Raw genomic sequence first — 21,926 nt, forward strand, 5'->3', positions numbered from 1 at the left:
GGTCAGCATGATCGCGGCGGCACCGTACCAGAAGGGTGGGGTGCCGTCGCCAGTGGCATCAGGCGTGGATGGCCGCGAACGGAAACAGGGTCACGCGGCTCGTGATGAGCTCTTCGGGCACGGGTGTGTGTGAGATCAGCAGCACCGCACGCCCGTCGGTCGCCGCGAGGGTGAGAATATCGCGCACGAGCCGGTCGCCGCGGTCGGCGTCCACGTTCGCGGTGGGCTCATCGATGATCAGGATCGGAAAATCAGCCAGCAGGGCGCGCGCCAGCGCAATACGCTGGGCCTGCCCGCCGGAGACGAGCGCGCCGCGCTCCCCCACCCGGGCGTCGAGCCCGCCTCGTGCCTCAGTCCATTCGGCGAGGCCGACCCGGTCGAGCACGGCCAGCAAGTCCGCATCCGTCGCCGTTTCCCGCGCGAACAGCAAGTTCTGGCGGATGCTGTCGTCGAACAACCACGGGCGCTGCTCGCACAACCCAACCACCCGACGAACGGCGGCCGGGGACAGGGTGCGCGCCTCGACCCCGCCCAGGGTGTACGAGCCGGTGTACTCGAGAAAGCGCACGAGAGTCTGGGCGAGCGTGGTCTTGCCCGCGCCGCTCGGCCCGGCGAGGTGCACCCGGTCCCCGGGCGCCAGGCGCAGCGAGACGTCGGCATAGGCCGGGCGCACGGCACCCGGCCAGGACGCCCCGGCCCCGGACAGCTCAAGAACGGGTGCCGGCGAGCCGGCGATCGAGGTCGCGTTGTTCTCGTCGACCGTCGGTTCGCGGGGGATCTCCGCGGGCACGATATCCGGCACGGCCGTGGCCACGCGTTCGGCGCTCGTGCGTACCTGGCGCCAGGCGCTCACGGCGAGCGGCACCATGCCGAACACCTCGAAGACCGCCATCGGCACCAGCACGGCCACGACGAGCGCGGGGCCGGTGAGACCGATCTCCCCGACGAGGATGCCGTTGACCAGCGTCCCGGGTGTGCCGAGTTGGGGCGCGCCCCAGACGAGGGCTGCGAGGGTCGCCGCGCCCGCGAACAGCGACGTCACCCCCGTCTGCACCCCGACGCCGAGAGATCGGCGCAGCGCGGCGCGGCGCAGGCGGTCGTCGGCACGGGCCAGCGAGGCCAGCCGGTCGTCGAGGGCGCCGAACGCGGTCAGCACGTCGAGGTTCTCGACGACCTCGAGAACCTCGTTGGCCAGTTCGCCGCGCAGCGGGGCGAGCAGACGTTCCGAACGGGCCGAGAGAACACCGGTGATGAGAGTTCCGAGCACCCCCGCGAGGAGAAGGCTGATGAGCAGGGTGAGGCCGGCACTCGGCAGCAGGTACCAGACACCGGCGACGCTGAGCGCGGCCGTGAGCCCGGCGATCACGAGCGGCTGCACGACACGCAGGGGCAGGTCCTGCAGGTCGTCGACGTCACGCACCAGGCGGCTCAGCAGGTCACCGCGGCGGGTGTCGGTCAGGGCGGCTGGGGCGAGCGGCACGATTCGCTCGAACACACCGACCCGCAGTTGCGCGAGCTGGGCGAAGGCCGCGTCGTGGCTCAGCAGACGTTCCAGGTAGCGAAACGCCGAACGGCCGAGCGCAAAGGCCCGCACACCGACGACCGCCATGCCCAGGAACAGGATCGGCGGCATCTCCGCCGCGCGGGTGATCAGCCAGGCCGAACAGGCGAGCAGCAGCACGGCCATCAGGGCGCTCGTGAGGCCGGCGGCCAGTCCGGGCAGAAAACGCCGGGCCGGCGGCTGGGCGAGGCGCAGAATTGCGCGTCTCGGGTGAGCGGACCCTGCCCGATTGGCCCCGGAGCGCGTGGCCTCAGACAAGGCTCGCCTCCCGCAGCTCGAGAACCTGATCGGCGGCGGCGATGAATGCCGGCCGGTGACTGACAACGATGACGATGCGTCCTTCCGCGGTGAGCCGGCGCAGGCCGGCGATGAGGGCAGCTTCGGCGACCGCGTCGAGGGCCGAGCTCGGTTCGTCGCAAATCACCACGTGGCATCCGCGTTCCCGGCTGCGGTAAATGGCACGGGCGACGGCGACGCGCTGCGCCTGTCCACCGGAGAGCCCGTCACCGTTCACGCCGAGCGCGGTAAACGGGTCGAGTTCGCTCGCTCCGGCCCAGTCGAGGGCCAGGGCGAGCGCGCCGGCGTCACGTTCGACGACGGATGCCTCCCCCAGCGTCACATTGCTCTCGATCGTGCCCGCAAACAGGCCAGGACGCTGCCCGGCCCAAGCCAGCCAGTCGCGCCGGTCGCGTGCCGTGATGGGGAGGTCGCCGAGGCTGATCGCGCCCTCGAAGGCGACAAAACCCTGCAGGGCCGCCACGAGGCTCGACTTGCCGACCCCGCTCGGGCCGCTGATGACGCTCAGCTCGCCCGGTTCAAACTGCGCATCGAGGGGAGGAGGGGCATCCGCTTGGCCGCGGGCAACGGACACGCCGCTGAGCCGAAGCGCACCGCCACGCGGCGCCTCCGGATCGGCCGGTGCACGCTGTGCGACGGGGTCGTGATCATGATCATGATCATCGAGGATCGTGAAGACCTCCTCGGCGGCGGCGAGACCGTCGGCGGCCGCATGGAACTGCGCGCCCACCTGACGCAGGGGCAGAAAGGCCTCGGGGGCCAGCAGCAGCACGAACAGCCCGACCGAGAGGGCCAGCTCGCCCTCGACCAGGCGGAGCCCGACGGAGACGGCGATCAGGGCGACCGAGAGGCTGGCCGCGAGTTCGAGCACGAAACCGCTCAGAAAGGACACCCTCAGCACCTTCATGGTGCGTGCCCGATAATCCTCCGTGATGGTGCGCAGCCGCGCGCCCTGACGGCCTTCGCGGCCGAAGATCTTGAGCGTACCGAGGCCGCCGACGAGGTCGAGAAATCCGGTGCTGAGGCGCTGCAGGGCCTCCCATTGCTGGCGCTGCACGACCTGGGTGGCCTTGCCGATGAGAATCATGAAGACCGGAATGAGCGGGAGCACGATGAGAACGGTAATTCCGCTCGCCGCATCCTGCCAGAACATGACCGCGATGAGAATCGGCGTGGCGATCATCGTGAGCAGCAACTGCGGCAGATAGCGGGCAAAGTAGTTGTCGAGGGCGTCGAGTCCCGACGTCACGACGGTCGACAGCCGGGCGCTCTGCTGGCCGGCCACCCAGTCAGGGCCCCGGCGGGCCAGTGCGCCCAACACCCGGGTGCGCAGCTGGCTCTTGACCTGGGCTGCGCCCCGACTGGAGGCGACCTCGAGCAGCCAGACCAGCAGCATCCGCACCACGATCGTGATGGCGAGGCCCAGAATCAGCCCCGAGAGCTCGGGCACCGAAAGGCCTTCGAGGGCGCCGACGATGGATTGGCTCAGGAACCAGGCGAAAGCGATCACGGTCAGGGTTTGCAGCAGCCCCAACACGGCTCCGCCGACCAAAAATATTCTGGCGGCGGAGGCGTATCGAAGCAGTCGAGGATCTAGTGGGCGCACGGCCTTCATTCTACGGCGCCTAGTGTACGGCGACCTCGGGAGCGAGTTCGTGGTCTTCGATGTGGCTGCGACCGATGCGCTTGCGGAAGACCCAGTAGGTGAAGCCCTGGTAGAACAAGATCACCGGAGCGGCAATCACGGCCGTCCAGGTCATGACCATGAGCGTGTACGGGGTGGATGATGCGTTCTCGATGGTCAGGCTGTTGGCCACATCGTTGCTGGCCGGCATCACGTCGGGGAACAGCGACGCGAACAGGGTCAGCACGGCGAGGCCGATCGTGACGGCCATCAGGGCAAACGCCGACCGCTCCATGCCGCGCAGGTTTGCGAAGAACGAGGCGATCAGCGTCACGGCGGCGACCGCGGCGAAGATAGCGGATGCCAGCGTGCCATAGGCGAAGGTCGTCCAGACCAGGAAGGACGCGGCGACCACGATCGTGACGAGGCCAGAGCGCACGGCGAGCTTGCGGGCCCGCAGCCGGATGTCGCCGACCGTCTTGAGCGAGACGAACACGACGCCGTGAGTGAAGAACAGCATCAGGGTCGTGACGCCGCCGAGCAGCGCGTAGGGGTTCAGCAGGTCAAAGAACGTGCCGATGTAGTTGAAGTCGGCGTCGAGTGGTACGCCGCGAACGACGTTGGCGAACGCCACCCCCCAGAGCAGGGCGGGAACGGCCGAACCGACCACGATCATGCCGTCGAACCACTTCTTCCACTCGGATCCCGGGCGCTGGTGCCGGTATTCGAACGACACACCGCGGGCGATGAGCGCCAGCAGGATGAGCAGCAGGGGCAGGTAGAAGCCGCTGAACATGGTGGCGTACCACTCGGGGAAAGCCGCGAAGAGCATGGCGCCGGCGACGATCAGCCAGGTTTCGTTGAGGTCCCAGACCGGGCCGATGGTGTTGATGAGAACGCGCCGGTCGACGTCGTCCTTGCCGAGGAACGGGAGCGACATGCCCACGCCGAAGTCGAAACCGTCGAGCACGAAGTACCCGATGAACATGAAGGCGATGATCCAGAACCAGATCGTAGAGAGTTCCATCGGGGGCTCCTAGTAGACCGTTGTGGTCTGTTTGATTTCGCCGGACTCAGAATCGACCGCCGGAGCATCGTCCGGGCCCTTCTGAACGGCACGAAGGATGAGACGGAATTCGACCACGGCGAGGGTGCCGTAGAGCAGCGTGAAGGCGATGAGCGAAATCAGAATCTCGACGCCGCTCACGCCAGGGGATACGCCGTCCTGGGTGCGCATGAGGCCGAAGACGATCCAGGGCTGGCGACCCATCTCGGTGAAGACCCAGCCGACGCTCATGGCCAGCAGCGAGAACGGGAAGCTCCAGATGGCGACCTTCCACATCCACTGTGCTCGCGGCAGGCGTCCCTTGCGGGTGGCCCAGAGGCCCACCACGGCGACCAGCATGTGGGCGAGGCCCAGGCCGATCATCCAGCGGAACGACCAGTAGGTGATCCAGATCGTGGGGGTGTAGTCGCCGGGGCCGTAGGTCGCGACGTATTCGGCCTGCAGGTTGTTGATGCCCTCGACGGTGCCGTCGAAGGTGTGGGTCGACAGGAACGAGAGCAGGTAGGGAATGCGCACCGAGAACAACTCGCTGACGCCGTCGGGGGTACCGAGCGTGAAGACCGAGAATGATGCATTCGCACCGGTCGCTGTGGTGTATAGCGCCTCGGCGGCGGCCATCTTCATGGGCTGAGCTTCGACCATGACGAGGCCCAGCTGGTCGCCGGCGAGCGTCGTGGCGATGCCCGCGATGACCATCATCCAGAGGCCGAATTTCAGCGCCGGGCGCATGGTTTCGAGGTGCTGGTTGCGGGAGAGGTGCCAGGCGGCGACCGAGATGATGAGACCGGCCGAGACCATGAAGCAGGCGAAGATCGTGTGCGGGAATGACGCAAGAGCGATCGGGTTGGTCAGCAGCTCACCAATGCTGGTCAGCTCGGCCCGACCCTTCTCCTCGTTCATCTGGTAGGCGACCGGGTTCTGCATGAAGGCGTTCGCGGCGAGGATGAAGTAGGCGGATGCCGTCGAGCCGATGGCCGTGAGCCAGATCGTGGCGAGGTGCAGGCCACGCGGGAGCTTGTCCCAGCCGAAGATCCACAGGCCGATGAAGGTGGCCTCGAGGAAGAAGGCCGTGATTCCCTCGAAGGCGAGCGGCGCACCGAAGACGTCGCCGACGAAGCGGGAGTAGTCCGACCAGTTCATGCCGAACTGGAACTCCTGCACGATTCCGGTGACGACGCCCATGGCGAAGTTGATCAGAAAGATCTTCCCGAAGAAGTGGGTCAGCTGCAGGTACTTGGCCTTATCGGTGCGGTACCAGGCCGTTTGAAAGATGGCCACGGTCAGCGCGAGGCCGATCGTGAGCGGAACAAAGAAGAAGTGGTAAATGGTCGTGAGACCGAATTGCCACCGCGACAGGAGTAAAGGATCCAGCCACTCGTTCATGTGCCCTCCAGCAATAACGTTTCTGTGCCCGTGCCATCTCTGTGCACGTGCTATTTCTACGACGTGTAGAACATTACTCTTCTACATCGCGTAGAAAACACAGGAGAACGGCGTAAAGTTAATTTCATGGGAAGTTTGGGTGTTTTGGAACGGTTGATCATGGACATCCTCTGGGATTCGACCGGGCCGCTGTCGGCGAATGAGCTGCGGGATCTCTTACTCGACCCCACGACATCCGCTACCGCCAAGAAACCCCTCGCCACGACCACGATTCTCACCGTGCTCTCGCGCCTCGAGATCAAGGGCTTCGTCTCACGCGACCGCAGCAACCGGCCCCACGTCTACACCTACGCCATGTCCCGGGCCGATCACACGGCCGAGCTCATGCACCAGGTACTCGGCACGGTGCCCGACCGCACGGCCGTTCTGGCCCGGTTTATCGGGGATGTCAGCCCCCAGGAGGCCGAGACCATGCGCCAGCTGCTCGGCGCGGCGGCGGCCCCGGAATCGCTGTCAACCGTGCAGGAGTGACCAGCCGGATCGTCGTAGCCCGGTGACCGCCGCCGCCGCCGTTCTCGCGGTGATCGCGCTCATTCTGGCGGCACCGGCGCCCATTCTTCTGGCCAGGGCCGACTGGCCCACGCGGGCACCGGGGGTAGCACTCGTGCTCTGGCAGTCGATCGCCCTCGCCGGCGGGGTGTCGATGATCGGTTCGCTGCTCACCTTCGGGCTCGTTCCGTTCGGCGATTCGGTGTTCCGCGGCACCCTCGAACTGGGGCAGTATCTCGCGGGAGCTTCCCTGCCGCCCGACACCCTGTTCACGCACGGTCTGGCCCTGTCGGGCGCGGCGATCCTCACCGTGCACCTGCTGCTCAACCTCACGTCGACGTTTGTCAGCGCGGAGCGCCAGCGCCGGCGCCACCTGCACCTCATCGGACTGCTGAGTGATCCGCTGCAGGGTCGGCCCGGCCTGCGCGTCATCGATCACGCCGCCCCGGTAGCCTACTGTCTGCCGGGCGGGGCGGAATCGGCCACCGTGCTCTCGAACGGGCTGCTGCGTATTCTCGATGCCCCGCAGCTGCGCGGTGTCATCGCCCACGAGCGTGCTCACCTGCAGCAGAAGCATCACCTCGTGCTGTTGGCCTTCAAATCGTGGCACAGCGCGCTGCCGTGGTTTCCCATCGCCAACCGCGCCGAAACCGCCGTCGCACTGCTCGTGGAGCTGCTCGCCGACGACCAGGCCCGCCGCGTGGTCGACGACCGCGTGCTGGCCACCGCGATCGCCCTCGTGGCCTCGGCGCACACGAGCACCGTCTCACCGGTTGGCGCGCGAGCGGATGCCCCCCGGCCGGCCCCGGGGCGCACCACCGTCGGCCCCGCGCCGGGAAGCCCCGCCAACCGGGTCGAACCCCGGGTGCGACGACTCGTCATCGCGCAGCCGCCGCTGCACCCGGGCATGCGCGCGGGAGTGCTCGCGGCATCCGCTTCGCTGCTGGTGACGCCCGCCCTGCTGCTGTTCGCCGCCTGAGACCGCGCCGGAAGCCGGTGAGCGTCGACCGCCCTACCGGTCGTCTGGCACACTGATGGCCGCGGTCCCGCAGATGCGGGGCCGCGGCCATCAGTGTGCGTGGTGGTTTAGAACAGGTTGGCCTCGGCGAGCCAGTCGGTCGCGATCTTGTCGGCCGATTCCTGATCGTTGGAGCTCTTGGCATTGAGCTCGACCAGAACATCCGCGGACAGTGCGGCACTCACGGTGTTGAGAATGTCAGCGGCACCCTCATCAACCTTGTCGGAGACGACGGGCACGACGTTGTCCGGAAAGAACAGGTTGTCGGGGTCGTCGAGGGCAACGAGGTTACCCTCGGCAAAGGCCGGGCTGGCCGTGTAGATATTGGCGATCTGAATATCGCCATCCTGGAGGGCCTTCACCGTCAACGGGCCGCCGCCGTCCTCGACCGGGGTGAATCCCGCGATCGCGATGCCGTACATCTCGGTCAGGGTGCTGGGGCCATAGGGGCGCGACTCGAGCTCGGAGTTTCCGCCCACCTGAATGGGTTCGGGGACGGAGGCAAGCGAGGCGATGTCGGTCAGGTCGTACTGCTCTGCAAAGTCCTTCGAGACGGTCCACGAGTTCTGGTCCGAGGCTTCAGCCCGATCGAGCAGCGCCAGGCCATCGGGCAGAACGCCCTCAAGCTCCGTGTAGACCTCGTCGGCGCTTCCGCCGGCCGCGTCGGGCTCCAGCGCCTGCAGCAGGCTGCCGGTGTATTCCGGGAAGACATCGATGCCGCCGGCTTCGATGTCGCTGAGGTAGACCTCACGCTCGCCGATCTTGAACTGACGGTCGACGGTATAGCCACCCTCTTCGAGGGCCTGCGAGTAGATCTCGGCCAGAATCTCGTTGGAGTAATAGTTTGACGAGCTCACCACGAGCGTCTCGCCCGCGGAATCTCCCGAGTCTGTCGCCAGGGGATCACCGGTTGCACACCCTGCAAGGGCTATGACGGCCCCAACCGCGACCACGCCGAAAAGCGCGAGCCGGCCTTTGTTTGCTGTGAACATAGAAAATATTCCTTCCTCGATGGCGGAATCCATCTTCGGGAGCGGCGTGATTACCGCACCCGAACAACTCTGGAGCGGCTCGAAACAACACCGCGTGGTACCACGAACCTTTGGATCGTAGCGAAAATTCCCTCGAGCGCGAGGGCCAGCAGAATTACGAGTATCGAACCGCCGAGCATTTCGGCGTAGTCGCGGGTCTTGAGTCCGGTGAACAGGTAACGTCCGAGCCCGAAATCGGCGAGGTAGGCCGCGAGGGTGGCCGTTGAGATGACCTGCAGTGCCGCCGAGCGGATGCCGCCGATCAGGAGCGGCAGCCCGAGCGGCAGTTCCACGCCACGCACGATCTGGCCCTCCGACATGCCGACGGCTCTGGCCGCGTCGATGGTGCGGCGGTCGATGGCCTCAAACCCGGTGTAGGCCCCGGCGAGAATCGGCGGGATGGCCAGGATCGTCAGCGCGACATAGGGCGCCCCGAGACCGATTCCGATCGACAAGGCCACGAGGGTCAGGAGCCCGAGCGTGGGAATCGCCCGGAACGCCCCCGAAATGGAGACCGCGAGGCCACGCCCACGCCCGGTATGCCCGATGAAGAAGCCGGCCGGAATGGCGACGGCGGAGGCGATCAGCAGCGTCGCCACGGTGAACCCCAGATGCTCGAGCACGCGTAACGGAATCGCGTTGCCCCCGACGTAGTTCTGCGGGTCTAAAATCCACTGGATCGACTCGATGAGCAGGTTCATCGAGTCACCGGCGTCGTCGGCGTGGTCGTCGGGGTGAGCGGGGTCGGGGTGAGCGGGGTCGGGGTGAGCGGGAGCATAACCCGGGAGCTGGACTTACGGGTCCAAGGCATGAGCAGTCGTCCGAGAAGCACGAGGGCGCCGTCCAGGACCAGCGCGAGCACGACCGTGGCGACGATGCCCGCGATGATCTCGGCCTGGATGCCGCGCTGAAAACCGTCGGTGAAGAGGCTGCCGAGGCTCTGCACGCCGATCACCGCCCCGACCGTGGCGAGGCTGACCGTGCTCACGGCGACCACGCGCAGGCCGGCCAGCAGCACCGGTCCGGCCAGGGGCAACTCGACCTGCCAGAATTCTGACCAGCTGGAGAAGCCCACGCCCGCGGCCGACTGGCGCACGTCCGGATCAACCGAGGCGAGGCCATCCGCTACCACGCGCACCATCAGGGCGACGCCGTAGAGGGTCAGCGCAATGATCAGGTTGAGGGGCGAACGGGCGCTCGTGCCCACGATCACGGGCAAGACGATGAACAGCGGCAGCGAAGGAATGGCATAGAGCAGGCCCACGGACGAGAGAATCGCCCCGCGGCTGGCCCGATAGCGGTTGGCGAGGGCACCGAGCGGCACGGCCAGCAGAAAGCTCAAGATGATCGGCGGCACGCTGAGCACCAGGTGGTCGAGGGTGCGATCCCAGATCAGATCACCATTCGACCAGATCCAGCTCACCGGCCGGCCCTGCCCTGTGCAGCGGCGCCGGATTCGGTATCGCGGGTCAGGACTCCGGCCAGCCGGCCCTCACTGTCGACGACGAGTTCGCCGCCGCCGTGGTTCTCGAGGTGAAGAGCCCTCTTGCCTCGGTCAGCACCCACGAAGCTCGCGACGAATTCGTCGGCGGGACGTGCGAGGATCTCGGTCGGTGAGCCAATTTGGGCCACGAGTCCCCCGGTGCGCAGGATGACGACCTGGTCGCCGAGCAGAAAGGCTTCATCGATGTCGTGCGTGACGAAGACGACGGTCTTGTCCAGCTCCTGTTGCAGCCGCAGCAACTCCTGCTGCAGCTCGGCCCGCACGATCGGGTCCACGGCACCGAAGGGTTCGTCCATCAGCAGGATGTTGGGGTTGACGGCGAGGCCGCGCGCGACACCCACGCGCTGCTGCTGGCCGCCTGACAGCTGGCTGGGATACCGGTCGGCGAGGGTGCGGCTGAGGCCGACGGTATCGAGCAGTTCGAGCGCCTCGCGCCGGGCCTGCTTGCGCGGAACCCCGCGCAGCAGGGGAACCGTTGCGACGTTGTCGACGACCTTGCGGTGCGGCAGCAGCCCCGAATTCTGCATGACATAGCCGATGCTGCGGCGCAGTTTCACGGGTTCCAGGCTGGCAACGTCTACACCGTCAATCTCGATCGACCCGCTGGTCGGGTCGACCATACGGTTGATCATGCGCAGCAGCGTCGTCTTGCCGGAGCCGGATGACCCCACGAGCACCGTGATCTTGCGGCTGGGCAGCACCAGACTGAAGTCGTCAACGGCGACCACGTCCGTGGTGAACCGCTTCGTCACTGAACGGAACTCGATCATATCCAGGGCTCATTCCTTCAGTGGGGTCGGATCAACAACCCAATCACTATTCGGAACCCTTGCCAAGTCGGATTGGCGATTTTGTCCGAGCGACGTTAAACGGCGATGGGCGGCGCGACCGGCACGGCGACGGCCGCCCCGTAAAAGCTCGCGAGGTAGTCATGCACGACGCGCCGGCACTCGTCGATGAAGCGGTCATCGCCCAGGGGATCGTTGAGAAAGGCCCGGCAGAGCAGGGAATTGGCCATCTCGACGGCTATCTCGACGCGAAAGATCAGTTGCGGCTCGTCGGGCAGGCCGAAACGGTCCGCGAGCACGATCGCGAGCCGCGTTGCGAAGAACCCCGACTCGACGTTGACGCCCTCGGCGGCATTCGCTCGTTCTCGGTCAGCGAACTGCATGATGCGAAAACCCGGTTCCGAACGGTACAGGCCGACGAACGCGGTCACCGCGCAGTCCACCACGTCCCACCAGGACGCCGGGGGGCTCGCCTCAAATTCCTCGACGACACGCTGGCGAAAACGCAATACGGTGCGCTCGTGCAGGGCCTGAAGCACCGCGACCCGATCGGGGTAATAGCGGTAGACGGTACCGATCGACGCCCCCGCGCGTTCGGCAATCATCGCGGTCGTGATTCGATCGAACCCCACGGCATCGACCGCCTCGGCCGCCGCATCGAGCAGGGTGGACAGGCGCTCGGCGCTTCGTCGTTGAATCGGCTCGGCGCGCACCTGCTGCCCCGTGGCTGCAGAATCAACATCGAATAGACCGGCTAGCGACACGAATGTCCTCCTTGAAGTTAATTCACTATCCTACGGTGCTTCACGCATGTATTAACACACGAGCGGATGCGCTGCGCCGCAAGCCGGGCTCACATGGCAGACTGGAGGAGTGCCAGAGTCCCGCGACAATATGTTTCCAGACAGTACGGCCCCAGACCGTGCGGCCCCTGATAGCGCGGGCCCCGATGGCGCGGCCCCGGACAGTCTGTCGACCGCGCTCAATCCCGCCCGCCTGATGCACCGTGCCGCTCGCATCGAGGATTGGCTGCACGAACGGCGCGAGACTTTCGCACGCAAGCGTGGCCACCGCGCGACGGTCATTCCCTTCTCGGGCTACGGGTCCACCGGATGGGTGCGCATCCTCTGCCGTGTGCTTTTGGCCAAACCCGCGAAGCCCGGCAAGACCGTGCGCACCAAACGCCCCCGCAGCGACGGCCGCGACGCCGGAATTCGGGGCTGGCGCAGCTTCACGAGCGTTCCCGTGAAAAACGTCATGGTGACCATCGAAATCGACGGCCAGACCCACCTCGTGCGGGCCGACCGCGGCGGAGTCGTCGACACCGTGGTGCCCGTACACCTGGCACCAGGCTGGCACACGGCGCGGCTCTCCGCCGAGTCTTCCGCGGTGCAGGACGCCCCCATCCTCGTCGTCGCCCCCGCCGTGCGCCACGGCATCGTCTCTGACGTCGACGACACCGTGATGGTCACCACGCTCCCCCGCCCGCTGCTCGCCGCCTGGAACACGTTCGTGCTCGATGAGCACGCTCGCGTGCCGACCCCAGGAATGGCGGTACTGCTCGAACGCCTGGCCGCGGCGACGCCGGGCTCACCAGTGATCTACCTGTCAACCGGCGCCTGGAACGTCGCCCCGACCCTGTCGCGGTTTCTGTCCCGCAACCTGTACCCGGCCGGCGCGCTGCTGCTCACGGACTGGGGCCCGACCCACGACCGGCTGTTTCGCAGCGGCAAAGAGCACAAGCGCGAGAACCTGCGCCGCCTCGCCCAGGAGTTTCCCGACATGAGCTGGATCCTGATCGGCGACGATGGCCAGCATGACGAGACGATCTACAGTGAGTTCCAGCAGGAATTTCCCGGCAGCGTCGCGGCCGTCGCGATTCGCCAGCTGTCACCGAGCGAGGCCGTACTGGCGGGTGGTCGCTCACAGGCATCCGTCGCCGGCACCGCCGACACACCCTGGGTCTACGGGCCCGACGGTTCGAGCCTCGCCAACCAGCTCGCGGAACACGGTCTGCTCTGACTCTCCGTTAGTCCCCGGGCGCGCCAGCGCGGCACGCTGCGCTACAGCAGGCGGGCGAGGCCCCGGTTGATCTGGCGTGCCCAGAGCGGACCGCGATAGAGAAAGGCCGTATAGCCCTGAACCAGGGTTGCGCCGGCGTGCAGGCGCTCGGCCACCTGTTCGGCGGTTTCGACACCGCCGACCGAGATGACACAGAATTCTCGCGGCACGACCGCGCGAATGAGTCGCAGCACGGCCAGGGACCGGTCATGCAGCGGCGCCCCCGAGAGCCCGCCGGCACCGGCGGCCGTGACGATCGCGGCATCCGTCGCGAGCCCCGCACGTGAAAGCGTCGTATTCGTGGCGCTGATGCCGTCGAGGCCGAGTTCCACGGCGAGGCGCGCCACCCGCGTGACCTCCTCATCGCTCAGGTCGGGGGCGATTTTCACGAGCAGCGGCGTGCCGCCGGCGGCCGCCTTGACGGCGCGCAGCAGCGGGGCGAGGCGATCGATCTCCTGCAGCCCGCGCAGGCCCGGAGTGTTGGGCGAACTGACGTTCACCACGAGGTAATCGGCCAGCGGCGCCAGCAGCCGGGTGCTGTCGAGGTAGTCGGCGGTGGCGTCGTCGACGGCGGTCACCCGGCTCTTGCCGATGTTGATGCCGAGCACCGGTCGACGACGGGCGGTGCGCAGTTCGGTCAGCCGCAGGCGAGCGGATGCCGCACCCCGGTTGTTGAAGCCCATCCGGTTGATCACGGCGCGGTCGGCGATGAGCCGAAAGAGGCGCGGCTTCGCGTTGCCCGGCTGCGCCAGCGCGGTGATGGTGCCGACCTCGACGTGGCCGAAGCCGAGCTGGCCGAGGCCCAACACGGCTTCACCATCTTTGTCGAAACCGGCCGCCACGCCGAACGGCGACGCGAAGCGCAGGCCCAGGGTCATCACTTCGAGTCGGGGGTCTGGCCGGGTGAAGCGATTGACGCCCCGCCCGACCCCGAGCGCCGGAAGGCGCCGAATGACGGAGAAGGCCAGGTGATGGGCGCGTTCCGGGTCGAGGCGGGACAGCACGAGAGAGAAGAAGAGGGGATACATAAGGTCCGGTGGGTAGGGCGGACTACAGCGACGCCGACGCGTCGCCCTGGGACGCGCGCAGGCGCGCGATGGCCGCTTCGAAGTCTTCGAGGGAATCGAAGGCCTGGTAGACACTCGCGAAGCGCAGGTAGGCGACCGTGTCAAGCTCGCGCAGCGGCGGCAGAATCGCCAGTCCGATGTCATTCGCCTCAACCTGTGAGGCACCGGTCTGCCGAATGGTTTCCTCGACTTTTTGCGCCAGCAGGGCCAGATCGGAGTCGGTCACCGGTCGGCCCTGACAGGCCTTGCGCACGCCGGCGACGATCTTCTCCCGGCTGAAGGGCTCGACCACACCGCTGCGCTTGATGATGTTCAGGCTCGCGGTCTCGGTCGTGCTGAAGCGGCGACCGCACTCCGGGCACTGACGACGACGACGGATGGAAAGTCCGTCGTCGCTCGTGCGCGAGTCGATGACTCGGGAATCGGGGTGGCGACAGAACGGGCAGAACATGGTGTTGACAGCCTAGCGCCCGCGACACCCGGCATCCGCCCCACCGGTGCCGGCGCACAGGAGGTCAGGCCGAAAACGCGGCTCAGGCCTCGTCGACGAACCGAGCCGTGACGGCGTCGCCGTGGGCGGGCAGTGCCTCGGCCTGGGCAAGTGCCACGATGTGGCCGGCAACGGCGTGCAGGGCATCCCGGTCGTAGCGCACGACCTGCTGCGGACGCAGGAAGGTGTAGGCGCCGAGCCCGGAGGAGAAGCGTGACTGGCCGTTGGTCGGCAGCACGTGATTGGACCCGGCGACATAGTCCCCGAGGCTGACCGGTGAGTGCGCGCCGAGAAAAATCGCGCCGGCGTTCTCGATGCGCTCGAGTACGGCATCCGGGTCCTGAGTCTGAATCTCAAGGTGCTCGGGGCCGAAGGCGTTGCTGAATGCCGCCGCGACGGTGAGGTCGTCGACGAGCACGATGGCCGACTGGGTGCCGCCCAGGGCGATCGTGACACGTTCGCTGTGGGTCGTCGACACGGCGAGTTCGGTCAGGCGGGCCTCGACCCGACGGGCCAGACTCACGGAGTCGGTGACCAGCACGGCCGCGGCAAGCTCGTCGTGCTCGGCCTGGCTCACCATATCGGCCGCCACCAGCAGCGGGTCGGCCTCGTCGTCGGCAATCACGAGAATGTCGGTGGGGCCGGCCTCCGAGTCGATGCCGGCCTGCCCGCGAATGAGGCGCTTGGCCGCTGCGACGTAGACGTTGCCGGGACCGGTGACCAGTTGCACCGGAGCGAGGCCGATATCGGCCACACCGTAGGCCAGGGCCCCAATCGCGCCGGCACCGCCCATGGCGTAGATCTCGTCGATGCCGAGCAGCCCGGCCACCGCGAGAATGGTCGGGTGCACGCGTCCGTCGAACCGGCTCTGGGCAGGCGAAGCAAGCGCGAGCGAGGCCACACCGGCGACCTGCGCCGGAATAACGTTCATGACGACACTGGACGGGTAGACCGCCTTGCCCGCGGGCACGTAGAGGCCAACGCGGCTGACGGGCTGCCAGCGCTGGGTGACGACGGCACCGGCGGAGATGGTCGTGGTCACGCCCGCGGGCACCTGGGCGGCACTGGCCAGACGCACCCGACGGATGGTTTCCTCAATCGCGGTGCGCACGCTCGGGTCGAGCCCGTCGAGGGCCTCCTCGATGTGAAAGAGCGGCACCCGCACGTAGGCCGGACGCACGTGATCGAGCCGTTCGGCCTGGTCGAGCAGTGCCTCTTCGCCGCGCAGGCGCACGTCATTGATCAGGTCGGCGGCGACATCGCTCGCCGTCGCCACGTCGGTCAGGGCGCGTGGCACGGCGGCCAGGAGAGAGGCCGGAGTTGGTCGGGTGCCGCGCAGGTCAATAGTCTGAATCATCACGGTTCAGCCTATCCGCGAACGTTCCCGGGAATACCCGCGGTCATGAACGGTTTTACTGAAATAGGGGGTTCCGCTCGTGAGCGGCTTCCCTCCCTGCTGCAGCACAGACGATTGAGGCTCACCGCATGACCGACAACTCGAAATCGCGCCTCGCCGACGCCCTCCCCGCAACCGCCGCACCCGTGCCGCCCCTGGAGGCCGACCCGAACGCTCCGGTCGACCTGGCCGCGTTCAAACATGCCTTTCGTCGTCATGCCGCCGGGGTCGCCATCGTCACCTCTCGTCGCTCCGACGGAACACTCGTCGGCTTCACGGCCACCTCGCTCGCGTCGCTGTCGGCGGTTCCCCCGCTCGCGACCTTCAACATGGCGCGCACGGCCAGCGCCTGGCCCGCGATCCTCGAGAATGACCACGTCATCATCCACATGCTCGGCGCCCGCAACCGCGGTGTGGCCGAGATCATGTCGGGGCCGCGTGAGCATCGCTTCGAGGGCGGGCACTGGCACCCGGGCCCTTACGGGATTCCGGTCATCAACGATGTCACGAGCTGGATGGTCGGCCGCATCATCGAGCGAGTCTCCGTGCACAACAACGCCGTGGTGGTTGTGCAGATCGAGGAGGGCGGCATGGGCGCAGACGACGAAGCCCTGCTGTACCACGAGCGCAGCTACCGGGTACCGAGCGCCGAACTCCCCCGCGACCAGGCCTAGCCTCCGCGGTCCCCCGCAGCTGACCCCCGCCCCGCGGCGGCGCCCGGCGCGCCCCCGCGAGTGAACACGCTTCCCCGGCTCTTCCCGGGTTCGGGAAGAACAAGCAGTGCGCACTCACGCAGATGCGGGCTCTTCCTCCGAGCCGGTCGCGACCTCGGCTCCCTGCCGGCGCGCGGGACTACGAAGAGCACATGAGGTGCGGGCACGGTGCTCTCAACCGATACACCGACACCGACACCGGCACCACGCGATGGCGCTGGTCCTCGAGTTTGTCGACCCGCGCAGTGACAGGCAACACCCTGTGCGGCGCTAACGCCATTGCGCTGGGGCTGCGCACGGCACCGTTGGGGAGCTGCGCGGGTTGTCTCGACGGGCTCGACAACCGGCGCCGCTACGCGGGTGCTGCGCCAGGGTGGGGTTCTGGTGAGTTACGCGGGTGATACGCCGCTGCGCGGGTGGCACGCCTACCGCGCAGCGGCGCACTACCCGCGCAGCTCCCGCCCGAGGGGATGAGGGGTCTCGTTGCGCGGGCGCTGCGCCGCTGCGCGGGTGGCACGCCTACCGCGCAGCGGCGCAGGACCCGCGCAGCTCCCGCCGGAGTGGATGAGGGGTGTCGTTGCGCGGTACTTGCGGGGGCTGCACCGCGTCGAGGTAAGTGTGCGTGCCATTCGTGCATTGACGCAGACACTCAATACCCGCCCGACCCAGAACCCACACTTGCGACCCCGAACCCTGACCTCCCCCGCACATCCCGCGAGCCGCACAACTCTCTCCGCACTCGGCAAGAGCAAAAGTACTCACTCGCGGGTTGTGGCGGTCGCTGCGGCCTCGGTGGCTTTGCGGCGCTTGCGTTCGGCCTCGGCGATCGCCGCCTGCTCGGGGGTTGGGGCGGTTCCGCCCAGGTGGGCCGGCTGCCACCATTGGCCGCGGCCCTGCGCCGGATAGGTTGCCTGCAACTCGTCGACGAGCCCCTGCAGGCTGGCGTGGAGGGCGAGGGTCAGGGCGGCGGCATCTGCTTGCCGCGGAACCGGGATCGGCCTGCCGATCGCGAAGCGCACGGGCACGCGATAGGCATCCCGCAGGGAGGGCTTGTGATTCTTGGTCAGCAGGCGGTGACCGCCCCAGACGGCGACCGGGATGATCGGCACGCCGGCCTCCGCCGCCATGCGTACGGCGCCGGTCTTGAGTGCGCGCACCGTGAAGGAGGCGTTGACGCCACCCTCGGGAAAGACGCCGAGCACCTCACCCTGTCTCAGCGCCGCAACGGCCTGCGAGTAGGCGAGGGCGCCATCGGTCATGTCCACGCTGATGTGACGCATGCCACGCAGCAGTCGCCCGATCACCGGGTGCCTGAACGCGCCCTTCTTGGCCAGAAAACGGATGTGCCGGCGATTCTTCTGCCACATCAGCCACTCCACGAGGGCGAAATCCAGGTAGCCGAAGTGGGTGATGGCCAGTACCGCTCCACCGGTGTCGGGCAGACACTCGAGCCCCGTGGTGCCGGGCTTCACCCGCAAGAGACCGAAAATGCTTCGTCCGGTCGCGATCGCGGTGGCGTAAATCGGCTCGGCCTGGTGTCGATCTCCCGACCCGGAACTGGTTTTCATACCCCCACAGTACGACGACCTAGCTGCGCACCGCCCGACAACTTCGCCGGCCACGGCCCCACCCTTCCGCGAGAGCGGCCTTGCACAAGAGCACGCTTCCGCGAGAGCGGGTGAATCGCCGCTTCAGTGAAGTCAGAACGACATGTCACCCGCTCTCGCGGAAAGTTGAGTGACGCGGTCGTCCGGGAAGGAAAGTTGAGTGACGCGGTCGTCCGGGAAGTTGAGTGACGCGAGTGGAGCTAAGTTCTACCTAATGTAACTGCGTTCTAGTGCTGGCTTAGGTGAGGCAGTACGGGCCGAGCAGGCTCTTGAGCTCACCGAACAGGTCTGCGCTCACCTTCACCCGGTACGGCAACTCGAAGACACGCGCGGTGTTGCCCTTCACGATCAGCTTCAGCCGCACCTCGGCGGCACCGATGTGCCGGGTCAGCACCTCACTCAGGGCCTGCACGGTATCGGTCGTCGCCCGGGTCTCGCTGATCGTGATCGCGAGGGTGCTCTGGTCGGCACCCTGTCCCAGATCGGGGGCGAAGACGCTGAACGCGTGCAGGTTCATGCCGTCGTCTCGCAGGCTCACTCGCCCTCGCACCACGACCACGGAGTCGCTGATCAGCTCGCTCGAGAATTCCTCGTAGGCCTTGCCCATGAACATGGCGGTGATCTCACCGCCGAAGTCCTCGACCTGGATCATGCCGTACTGGTTGCCCGACTTCTTGGCGATGCGGTGCTGCACGCTCGTGATCAGGCCGGCCACGGTGACCGTGTCGCCGTCTTCGGTCGACTCCGAGGCCAACAGATCGGTGATCGAGGTACTCGCGTGCTTGGCGAGCGGAATTTCGAGGCCGGCGAGCGGATGGTCGGACACGTAGAGTCCGAGCATGTCGCGTTCGAACGCGAGCTTCTCTTTCTTGCTCCACTCCGGGCGTTCGGGCACCTGCTCGGTGTCCTGGGGTTCGTCGTAGAGGCTGGCAAAGTCAAAGCCGACATCGCCATTGCTCTCGGCCCGCTTGGTCTTGACCGCGGATTCAACGGCCGATTCGTGGATCTCGACCATGGCCCGGCGGGTGGAACCGAGCGTGTCGAAGGCCCCGGCCTTGACGAGCGACTCGATGGTGCGCTTATTGGCCACCGGCAGCGGCACCTTGTGCAGAAAGTCGTGAAAGGACTCGAAGCGGCCCTGCTCTTCGCGGGCGCCGCGAATCGCTTCGACGACGTTGAAGCCCACGTTGCGCACGGCACCCAGCCCAAAGCGGATGTCGGTTCCGACGGCCGCGAAGAACCCGATCGACTCGTTCACGTCGGGCGCGAGCACCTGGATTCCCATGCGACGACACTCGTTGAGGTACAGGGCGAGCTTGTCGCGGGAATCGCCGACGCTCGTCAGCAGGGCCGCCATGTACTCGGCCGGGTAGACGGCCTTGAGGTAGGCGGTCCAGTAGGAGAGCACGCCGTAGGCGGCCGAGTGAGCCTTGTTGAAGGCGTAGTCGGAGAACGGCAGCAGGATGTCCCAGACCGTCTTGACGGCATCCATCGAGTAGCCGCGGTCCTTCATGCCCTGCGAGAAACCCTCGAATTGTTTGTCCAGCTCTGACTTCTTCTTCTTACCCATCGCGCGCCGCAGCAGGTCGGCCTCACCGAGCGAGAAGCCGGCCAGCACCTGCGCGATCGACATGACCTGCTCCTGGTAGACGATCAGGCCGTAGGTGTTGCCGATGACGTCTTTCAGGGGCTCTTCGAGCTCCTTGTGGATCGGGATGATCTCCTGCTGGCCGGTCTTGCGCAGCGCGTAGTTGGTATGCGAGTTCGCGCCCATGGGGCCCGGGCGGTACAGCGCGATGACGGCCGAGATGTCTTCGAAGTTGTCGGGCTTCATGAGGCGCAGCAGGGCCCGCATCGGCCCACCGTCGAGCTGGAACACCCCGAGGGTGTCACCGCGGGCGAGCAGTTCGTAGGCGGCCGGGTCTTCGAGACCGAGGTCCTCGAGGATGGGCCGATGGCCGCGGTTGACGGCGATGTTGTCGAGGGTGTCGTCAATGATGGTGAGGTTGCGCAGCCCCAGAAAGTCCATCTTGATCAGACCCAGGGCTTCGGAGGCGGGGTAGTCGAACTGCGTGACGACCTGGCCATCCGCTTCGCGCTTCATGATCGGAATGATGTCGATGAGCGGGTCGGAGGACATGATCACGCCGGCGGCGTGCACGCCCCACTGGCGCTTGAGGTTTTCGAGGCCGAGGGCCGTGTCGAAGACCGTGCGGGCCTCCGGGTCGCTCTCAATGACCGCCCGAAAGTCGGCCGCTTCCCGGTAACGGGGGTGATCCTTGTCGAACATGCCGGTCAGAGGCACATCCTTACCCATGATGGCCGGCGGCATTGCTTTGGTGAGCTTGTCACCCATGCCAAACGGAAAGCCGAGCACCCGGCTCGCGTCTTTCAGGGCCTGCTTCGCCTTGATCGTGCCGTAGGTGACGATCTGGGCGACGCGCTCCTCGCCGTACTTCTCGGTCACGTATTTGATGACCTCACCGCGGCGACGCTCGTCGAAGTCGACGTCGAAGTCGGGCATGGAGACACGGTCGGGGTTGAGGAACCGCTCGAAGATCAGCCCGTGCACGAGCGGGTCGAGGTCGGTGATGCCCATGGCGTAGGCGACCATCGAGCCGGCACCGGAGCCACGGCCGGGACCGACCCGGATGCCCTGTTGCTTCGACCACATGATGAAGTCGGCGACCACGAGAAAGTAGCCGGGGAATCCCATCTGCACGATGATGCCGATTTCGTAGTCGGCGCGCTTGCGCACGGCGTCGGGAATCCCGTTCGGGTAGCGCCCCGCCAGCCCGACCTCGTTCTCCTTGATGAACCAGCTCTCCTCATTCTCGCCCTCGGGGCAGGGGAATCGAGGCATGTAGTTGGCCTTGGTATTGAAATCCACCTGGCACCGCTCGGCGATCAGCAGGGTGTTGTCGCAGGATTCCGGGTGGTCCCGGAAGATGTGCCGCATCTGCGCGGCGGTCTTCAGGTAGAACTCGTCTGAGTCGAATTTGAACCGGTTGGGGTCGTCGAGAGTCGATGCCGACTGCACGCAGAGCAGTGCCGCGTGAGCGGTCGCGTCGTGGGCGTGGGTATAGTGCAGGTCGTTGCTCGCGACGAGGGGCAGGTCGAGCTCTTTGGCGAGCTTGAGCAGGTCGGTCATGGTGCGGCGCTCGATGTCGATGCCGTGGTCCATGATCTCGCAGAAGAAGTTCTCCTTGCCGAAGATGTCCTGAAAGTCACCCGCAGCTTTTTTGGCCTCGGCGTACTGGCCGAGGCGAAGCCGGGTCTGTACCTCGCCTCCGACACAACCGGTCGTGGCGATGAGGCCCTTGCCGAATTGGCTGAGCAGTTCGCGGTCCATGCGCGGCTTGAAGTAGTAGCCCTCGAGGCTGGCCTTGGACGACAACCGGAAGAGGTTGTGCATGCCCTCGGTGTTCTCTGACAGGAGAGTCATATGGGTGTAGGAGCCGGCGCCACCGACGTCATCACGGTTCTGGGCGCCGGTCCCCCAGCGCACCCGGGTCTTGTCCCTGCGGTCGGTACCGGGCGTGATGTAGGCCTCGGTACCGATGATCGGTTTGATGCCGGCCTCGGTCGCACTCTTCCAGAAGTCGAAGGCACCGAACACGTTGCCGTGGTCGGTGATCGCGACGGCGGGCATGCCCTGCTCGACGGCCGCTTTGATCAGCGGTTTGACCCGGGCTGCCCCATCGAGCATCGAGTACTCGCTGTGTACGTGCAGGTGGACGAAGGAATCGTCACTCATACGGCATCAAGATT

18 protein-coding genes are annotated in these 21,926 nt (G+C 66.7%); 4 read left to right on the forward strand and 14 right to left on the reverse strand.

Features of this window, described 5'->3' with window-relative positions; genetic code table 11:
* Positions 1-58: 58 nt before the first annotated feature.
* Genes cydC through E3T55_RS07735 form a run of 4 tightly spaced genes read right to left on the reverse strand, consistent with a single transcriptional unit; the run spans position 59 to position 5,931 of the window.
* Positions 59-1,819, reverse strand: coding sequence for a thiol reductant ABC exporter subunit CydC (gene cydC / locus E3T55_RS07720; RefSeq protein ID WP_134518991.1), 1,761 nt, complete (start codon positions 1,817-1,819; stop codon positions 59-61).
* Positions 1,812-3,464 (reverse strand): thiol reductant ABC exporter subunit CydD, encoded by a 1,653-nt coding sequence (gene cydD / locus E3T55_RS07725; protein WP_420897984.1) that lies wholly within the window; start codon positions 3,462-3,464, stop codon positions 1,812-1,814. The genes cydC and cydD overlap by 8 nt, the downstream gene beginning before the upstream one ends.
* A 19-nt stretch (positions 3,465-3,483) precedes the next feature.
* Positions 3,484-4,509 carry a cytochrome d ubiquinol oxidase subunit II gene (cydB, locus tag E3T55_RS07730; RefSeq protein WP_134518993.1) on the reverse strand — a complete coding sequence of 342 codons (1,026 nt, stop codon included), beginning with the start codon at positions 4,507-4,509 and terminating at the stop codon, positions 3,484-3,486.
* A 9-nt stretch (positions 4,510-4,518) separates the two neighbouring features.
* The gene (locus E3T55_RS07735) at positions 4,519-5,931 is read right to left on the reverse strand and encodes a cytochrome ubiquinol oxidase subunit I (protein ID WP_134518994.1); all 1,413 of its coding nucleotides are present in this window, start codon (positions 5,929-5,931) and stop codon (positions 4,519-4,521) included.
* Between the two features lie 126 nt (positions 5,932-6,057).
* On the opposite strand from E3T55_RS07735, the gene E3T55_RS07740 reads away from it, so the two are divergent.
* Together E3T55_RS07740 and E3T55_RS07745 are read left to right on the forward strand one after the other, a co-directional pair.
* A complete protein-coding gene (locus E3T55_RS07740; protein ID WP_134518995.1) occupies positions 6,058-6,462 on the forward strand; it encodes a BlaI/MecI/CopY family transcriptional regulator in 405 nt (134 codons plus the stop codon).
* Positions 6,463-6,484: 22 nt separating this feature from the next.
* The gene (locus E3T55_RS07745; RefSeq protein ID WP_166791711.1) at positions 6,485-7,459 is read left to right on the forward strand and encodes a M56 family metallopeptidase; all 975 of its coding nucleotides are present in this window, start codon (positions 6,485-6,487) and stop codon (positions 7,457-7,459) included.
* Positions 7,460-7,566: 107 nt separating this feature from the next.
* Here E3T55_RS07745 and E3T55_RS07750 read toward each other — a convergent pair whose 3' ends face one another.
* From E3T55_RS07750 to E3T55_RS07770, 5 genes are all read right to left on the reverse strand, one after another.
* A complete protein-coding gene (locus E3T55_RS07750; protein ID WP_338145122.1) occupies positions 7,567-8,355 on the reverse strand; it encodes an ABC transporter substrate-binding protein in 789 nt (262 codons plus the stop codon).
* Between the two features lie 185 nt (positions 8,356-8,540).
* Positions 8,541-9,230 (reverse strand): ABC transporter permease, encoded by a 690-nt coding sequence (locus tag E3T55_RS07755; RefSeq protein ID WP_134518998.1) that lies wholly within the window; start codon positions 9,228-9,230, stop codon positions 8,541-8,543.
* Positions 9,227-9,952 (reverse strand): ABC transporter permease, encoded by a 726-nt coding sequence (locus E3T55_RS07760; RefSeq protein WP_134518999.1) that lies wholly within the window; start codon positions 9,950-9,952, stop codon positions 9,227-9,229. Before E3T55_RS07760 ends, E3T55_RS07755 begins: the two co-directional genes overlap by 4 nt.
* A complete protein-coding gene (locus E3T55_RS07765; protein WP_134519000.1) occupies positions 9,949-10,803 on the reverse strand; it encodes an ABC transporter ATP-binding protein in 855 nt (284 codons plus the stop codon). The genes E3T55_RS07760 and E3T55_RS07765 overlap by 4 nt, the downstream gene beginning before the upstream one ends.
* A gap of 95 nt (positions 10,804-10,898) precedes the next feature.
* Positions 10,899-11,585, reverse strand: a complete 687-nt coding sequence (locus E3T55_RS07770) for a TetR/AcrR family transcriptional regulator (RefSeq protein ID WP_134519001.1) — start codon at positions 11,583-11,585, stop codon at positions 10,899-10,901.
* Positions 11,586-11,820: 235 nt separating this feature from the next.
* Between E3T55_RS07770 and E3T55_RS07775 the strand changes: the two genes are divergently transcribed.
* Positions 11,821-12,843 carry an App1 family protein gene (locus E3T55_RS07775; protein WP_134519002.1) on the forward strand — a complete coding sequence of 341 codons (1,023 nt, stop codon included), beginning with the start codon at positions 11,821-11,823 and terminating at the stop codon, positions 12,841-12,843.
* A gap of 41 nt (positions 12,844-12,884) precedes the next feature.
* Here E3T55_RS07775 and E3T55_RS07780 read toward each other — a convergent pair whose 3' ends face one another.
* The 3 genes from E3T55_RS07780 to hisD form a co-directional block, all read right to left on the reverse strand.
* On the reverse strand, positions 12,885-13,910 hold the full coding sequence (locus tag E3T55_RS07780) for a quinone-dependent dihydroorotate dehydrogenase (RefSeq protein WP_134519003.1): 1,026 nt from the start codon (positions 13,908-13,910) through the stop codon (positions 12,885-12,887).
* Between the two features lie 22 nt (positions 13,911-13,932).
* On the reverse strand, positions 13,933-14,400 hold the full coding sequence (nrdR, locus tag E3T55_RS07785; RefSeq protein ID WP_134519004.1) for a transcriptional regulator NrdR: 468 nt from the start codon (positions 14,398-14,400) through the stop codon (positions 13,933-13,935).
* 82 nt (positions 14,401-14,482) lie between these two features.
* Positions 14,483-15,796: a histidinol dehydrogenase gene (gene hisD / locus E3T55_RS07790; RefSeq protein ID WP_134519022.1), complete on the reverse strand. Its 1,314-nt coding sequence runs from the start codon at positions 15,794-15,796 to the stop codon at positions 14,483-14,485.
* A gap of 128 nt (positions 15,797-15,924) precedes the next feature.
* Between hisD and E3T55_RS07795 the strand changes: the two genes are divergently transcribed.
* Positions 15,925-16,509: a flavin reductase family protein gene (locus tag E3T55_RS07795; protein ID WP_134519005.1), complete on the forward strand. Its 585-nt coding sequence runs from the start codon at positions 15,925-15,927 to the stop codon at positions 16,507-16,509.
* Positions 16,510-17,306: 797 nt separating this feature from the next.
* Here E3T55_RS07795 and E3T55_RS07800 read toward each other — a convergent pair.
* Both E3T55_RS07800 and dnaE read right to left on the reverse strand, forming a co-directional pair.
* The gene (locus E3T55_RS07800; protein ID WP_134519006.1) at positions 17,307-18,116 is read right to left on the reverse strand and encodes a lysophospholipid acyltransferase family protein; all 810 of its coding nucleotides are present in this window, start codon (positions 18,114-18,116) and stop codon (positions 17,307-17,309) included.
* A gap of 277 nt (positions 18,117-18,393) precedes the next feature.
* Positions 18,394-21,912: a DNA polymerase III subunit alpha gene (gene dnaE / locus E3T55_RS07805; protein ID WP_134519007.1), complete on the reverse strand. Its 3,519-nt coding sequence runs from the start codon at positions 21,910-21,912 to the stop codon at positions 18,394-18,396.
* Positions 21,913-21,926: the final 14 nt, after the last annotated feature.

Source organism: Cryobacterium frigoriphilum (genome assembly GCF_004403305.1).
GTDB lineage: Bacteria > Actinomycetota > Actinomycetes > Actinomycetales > Microbacteriaceae > Cryobacterium > Cryobacterium frigoriphilum.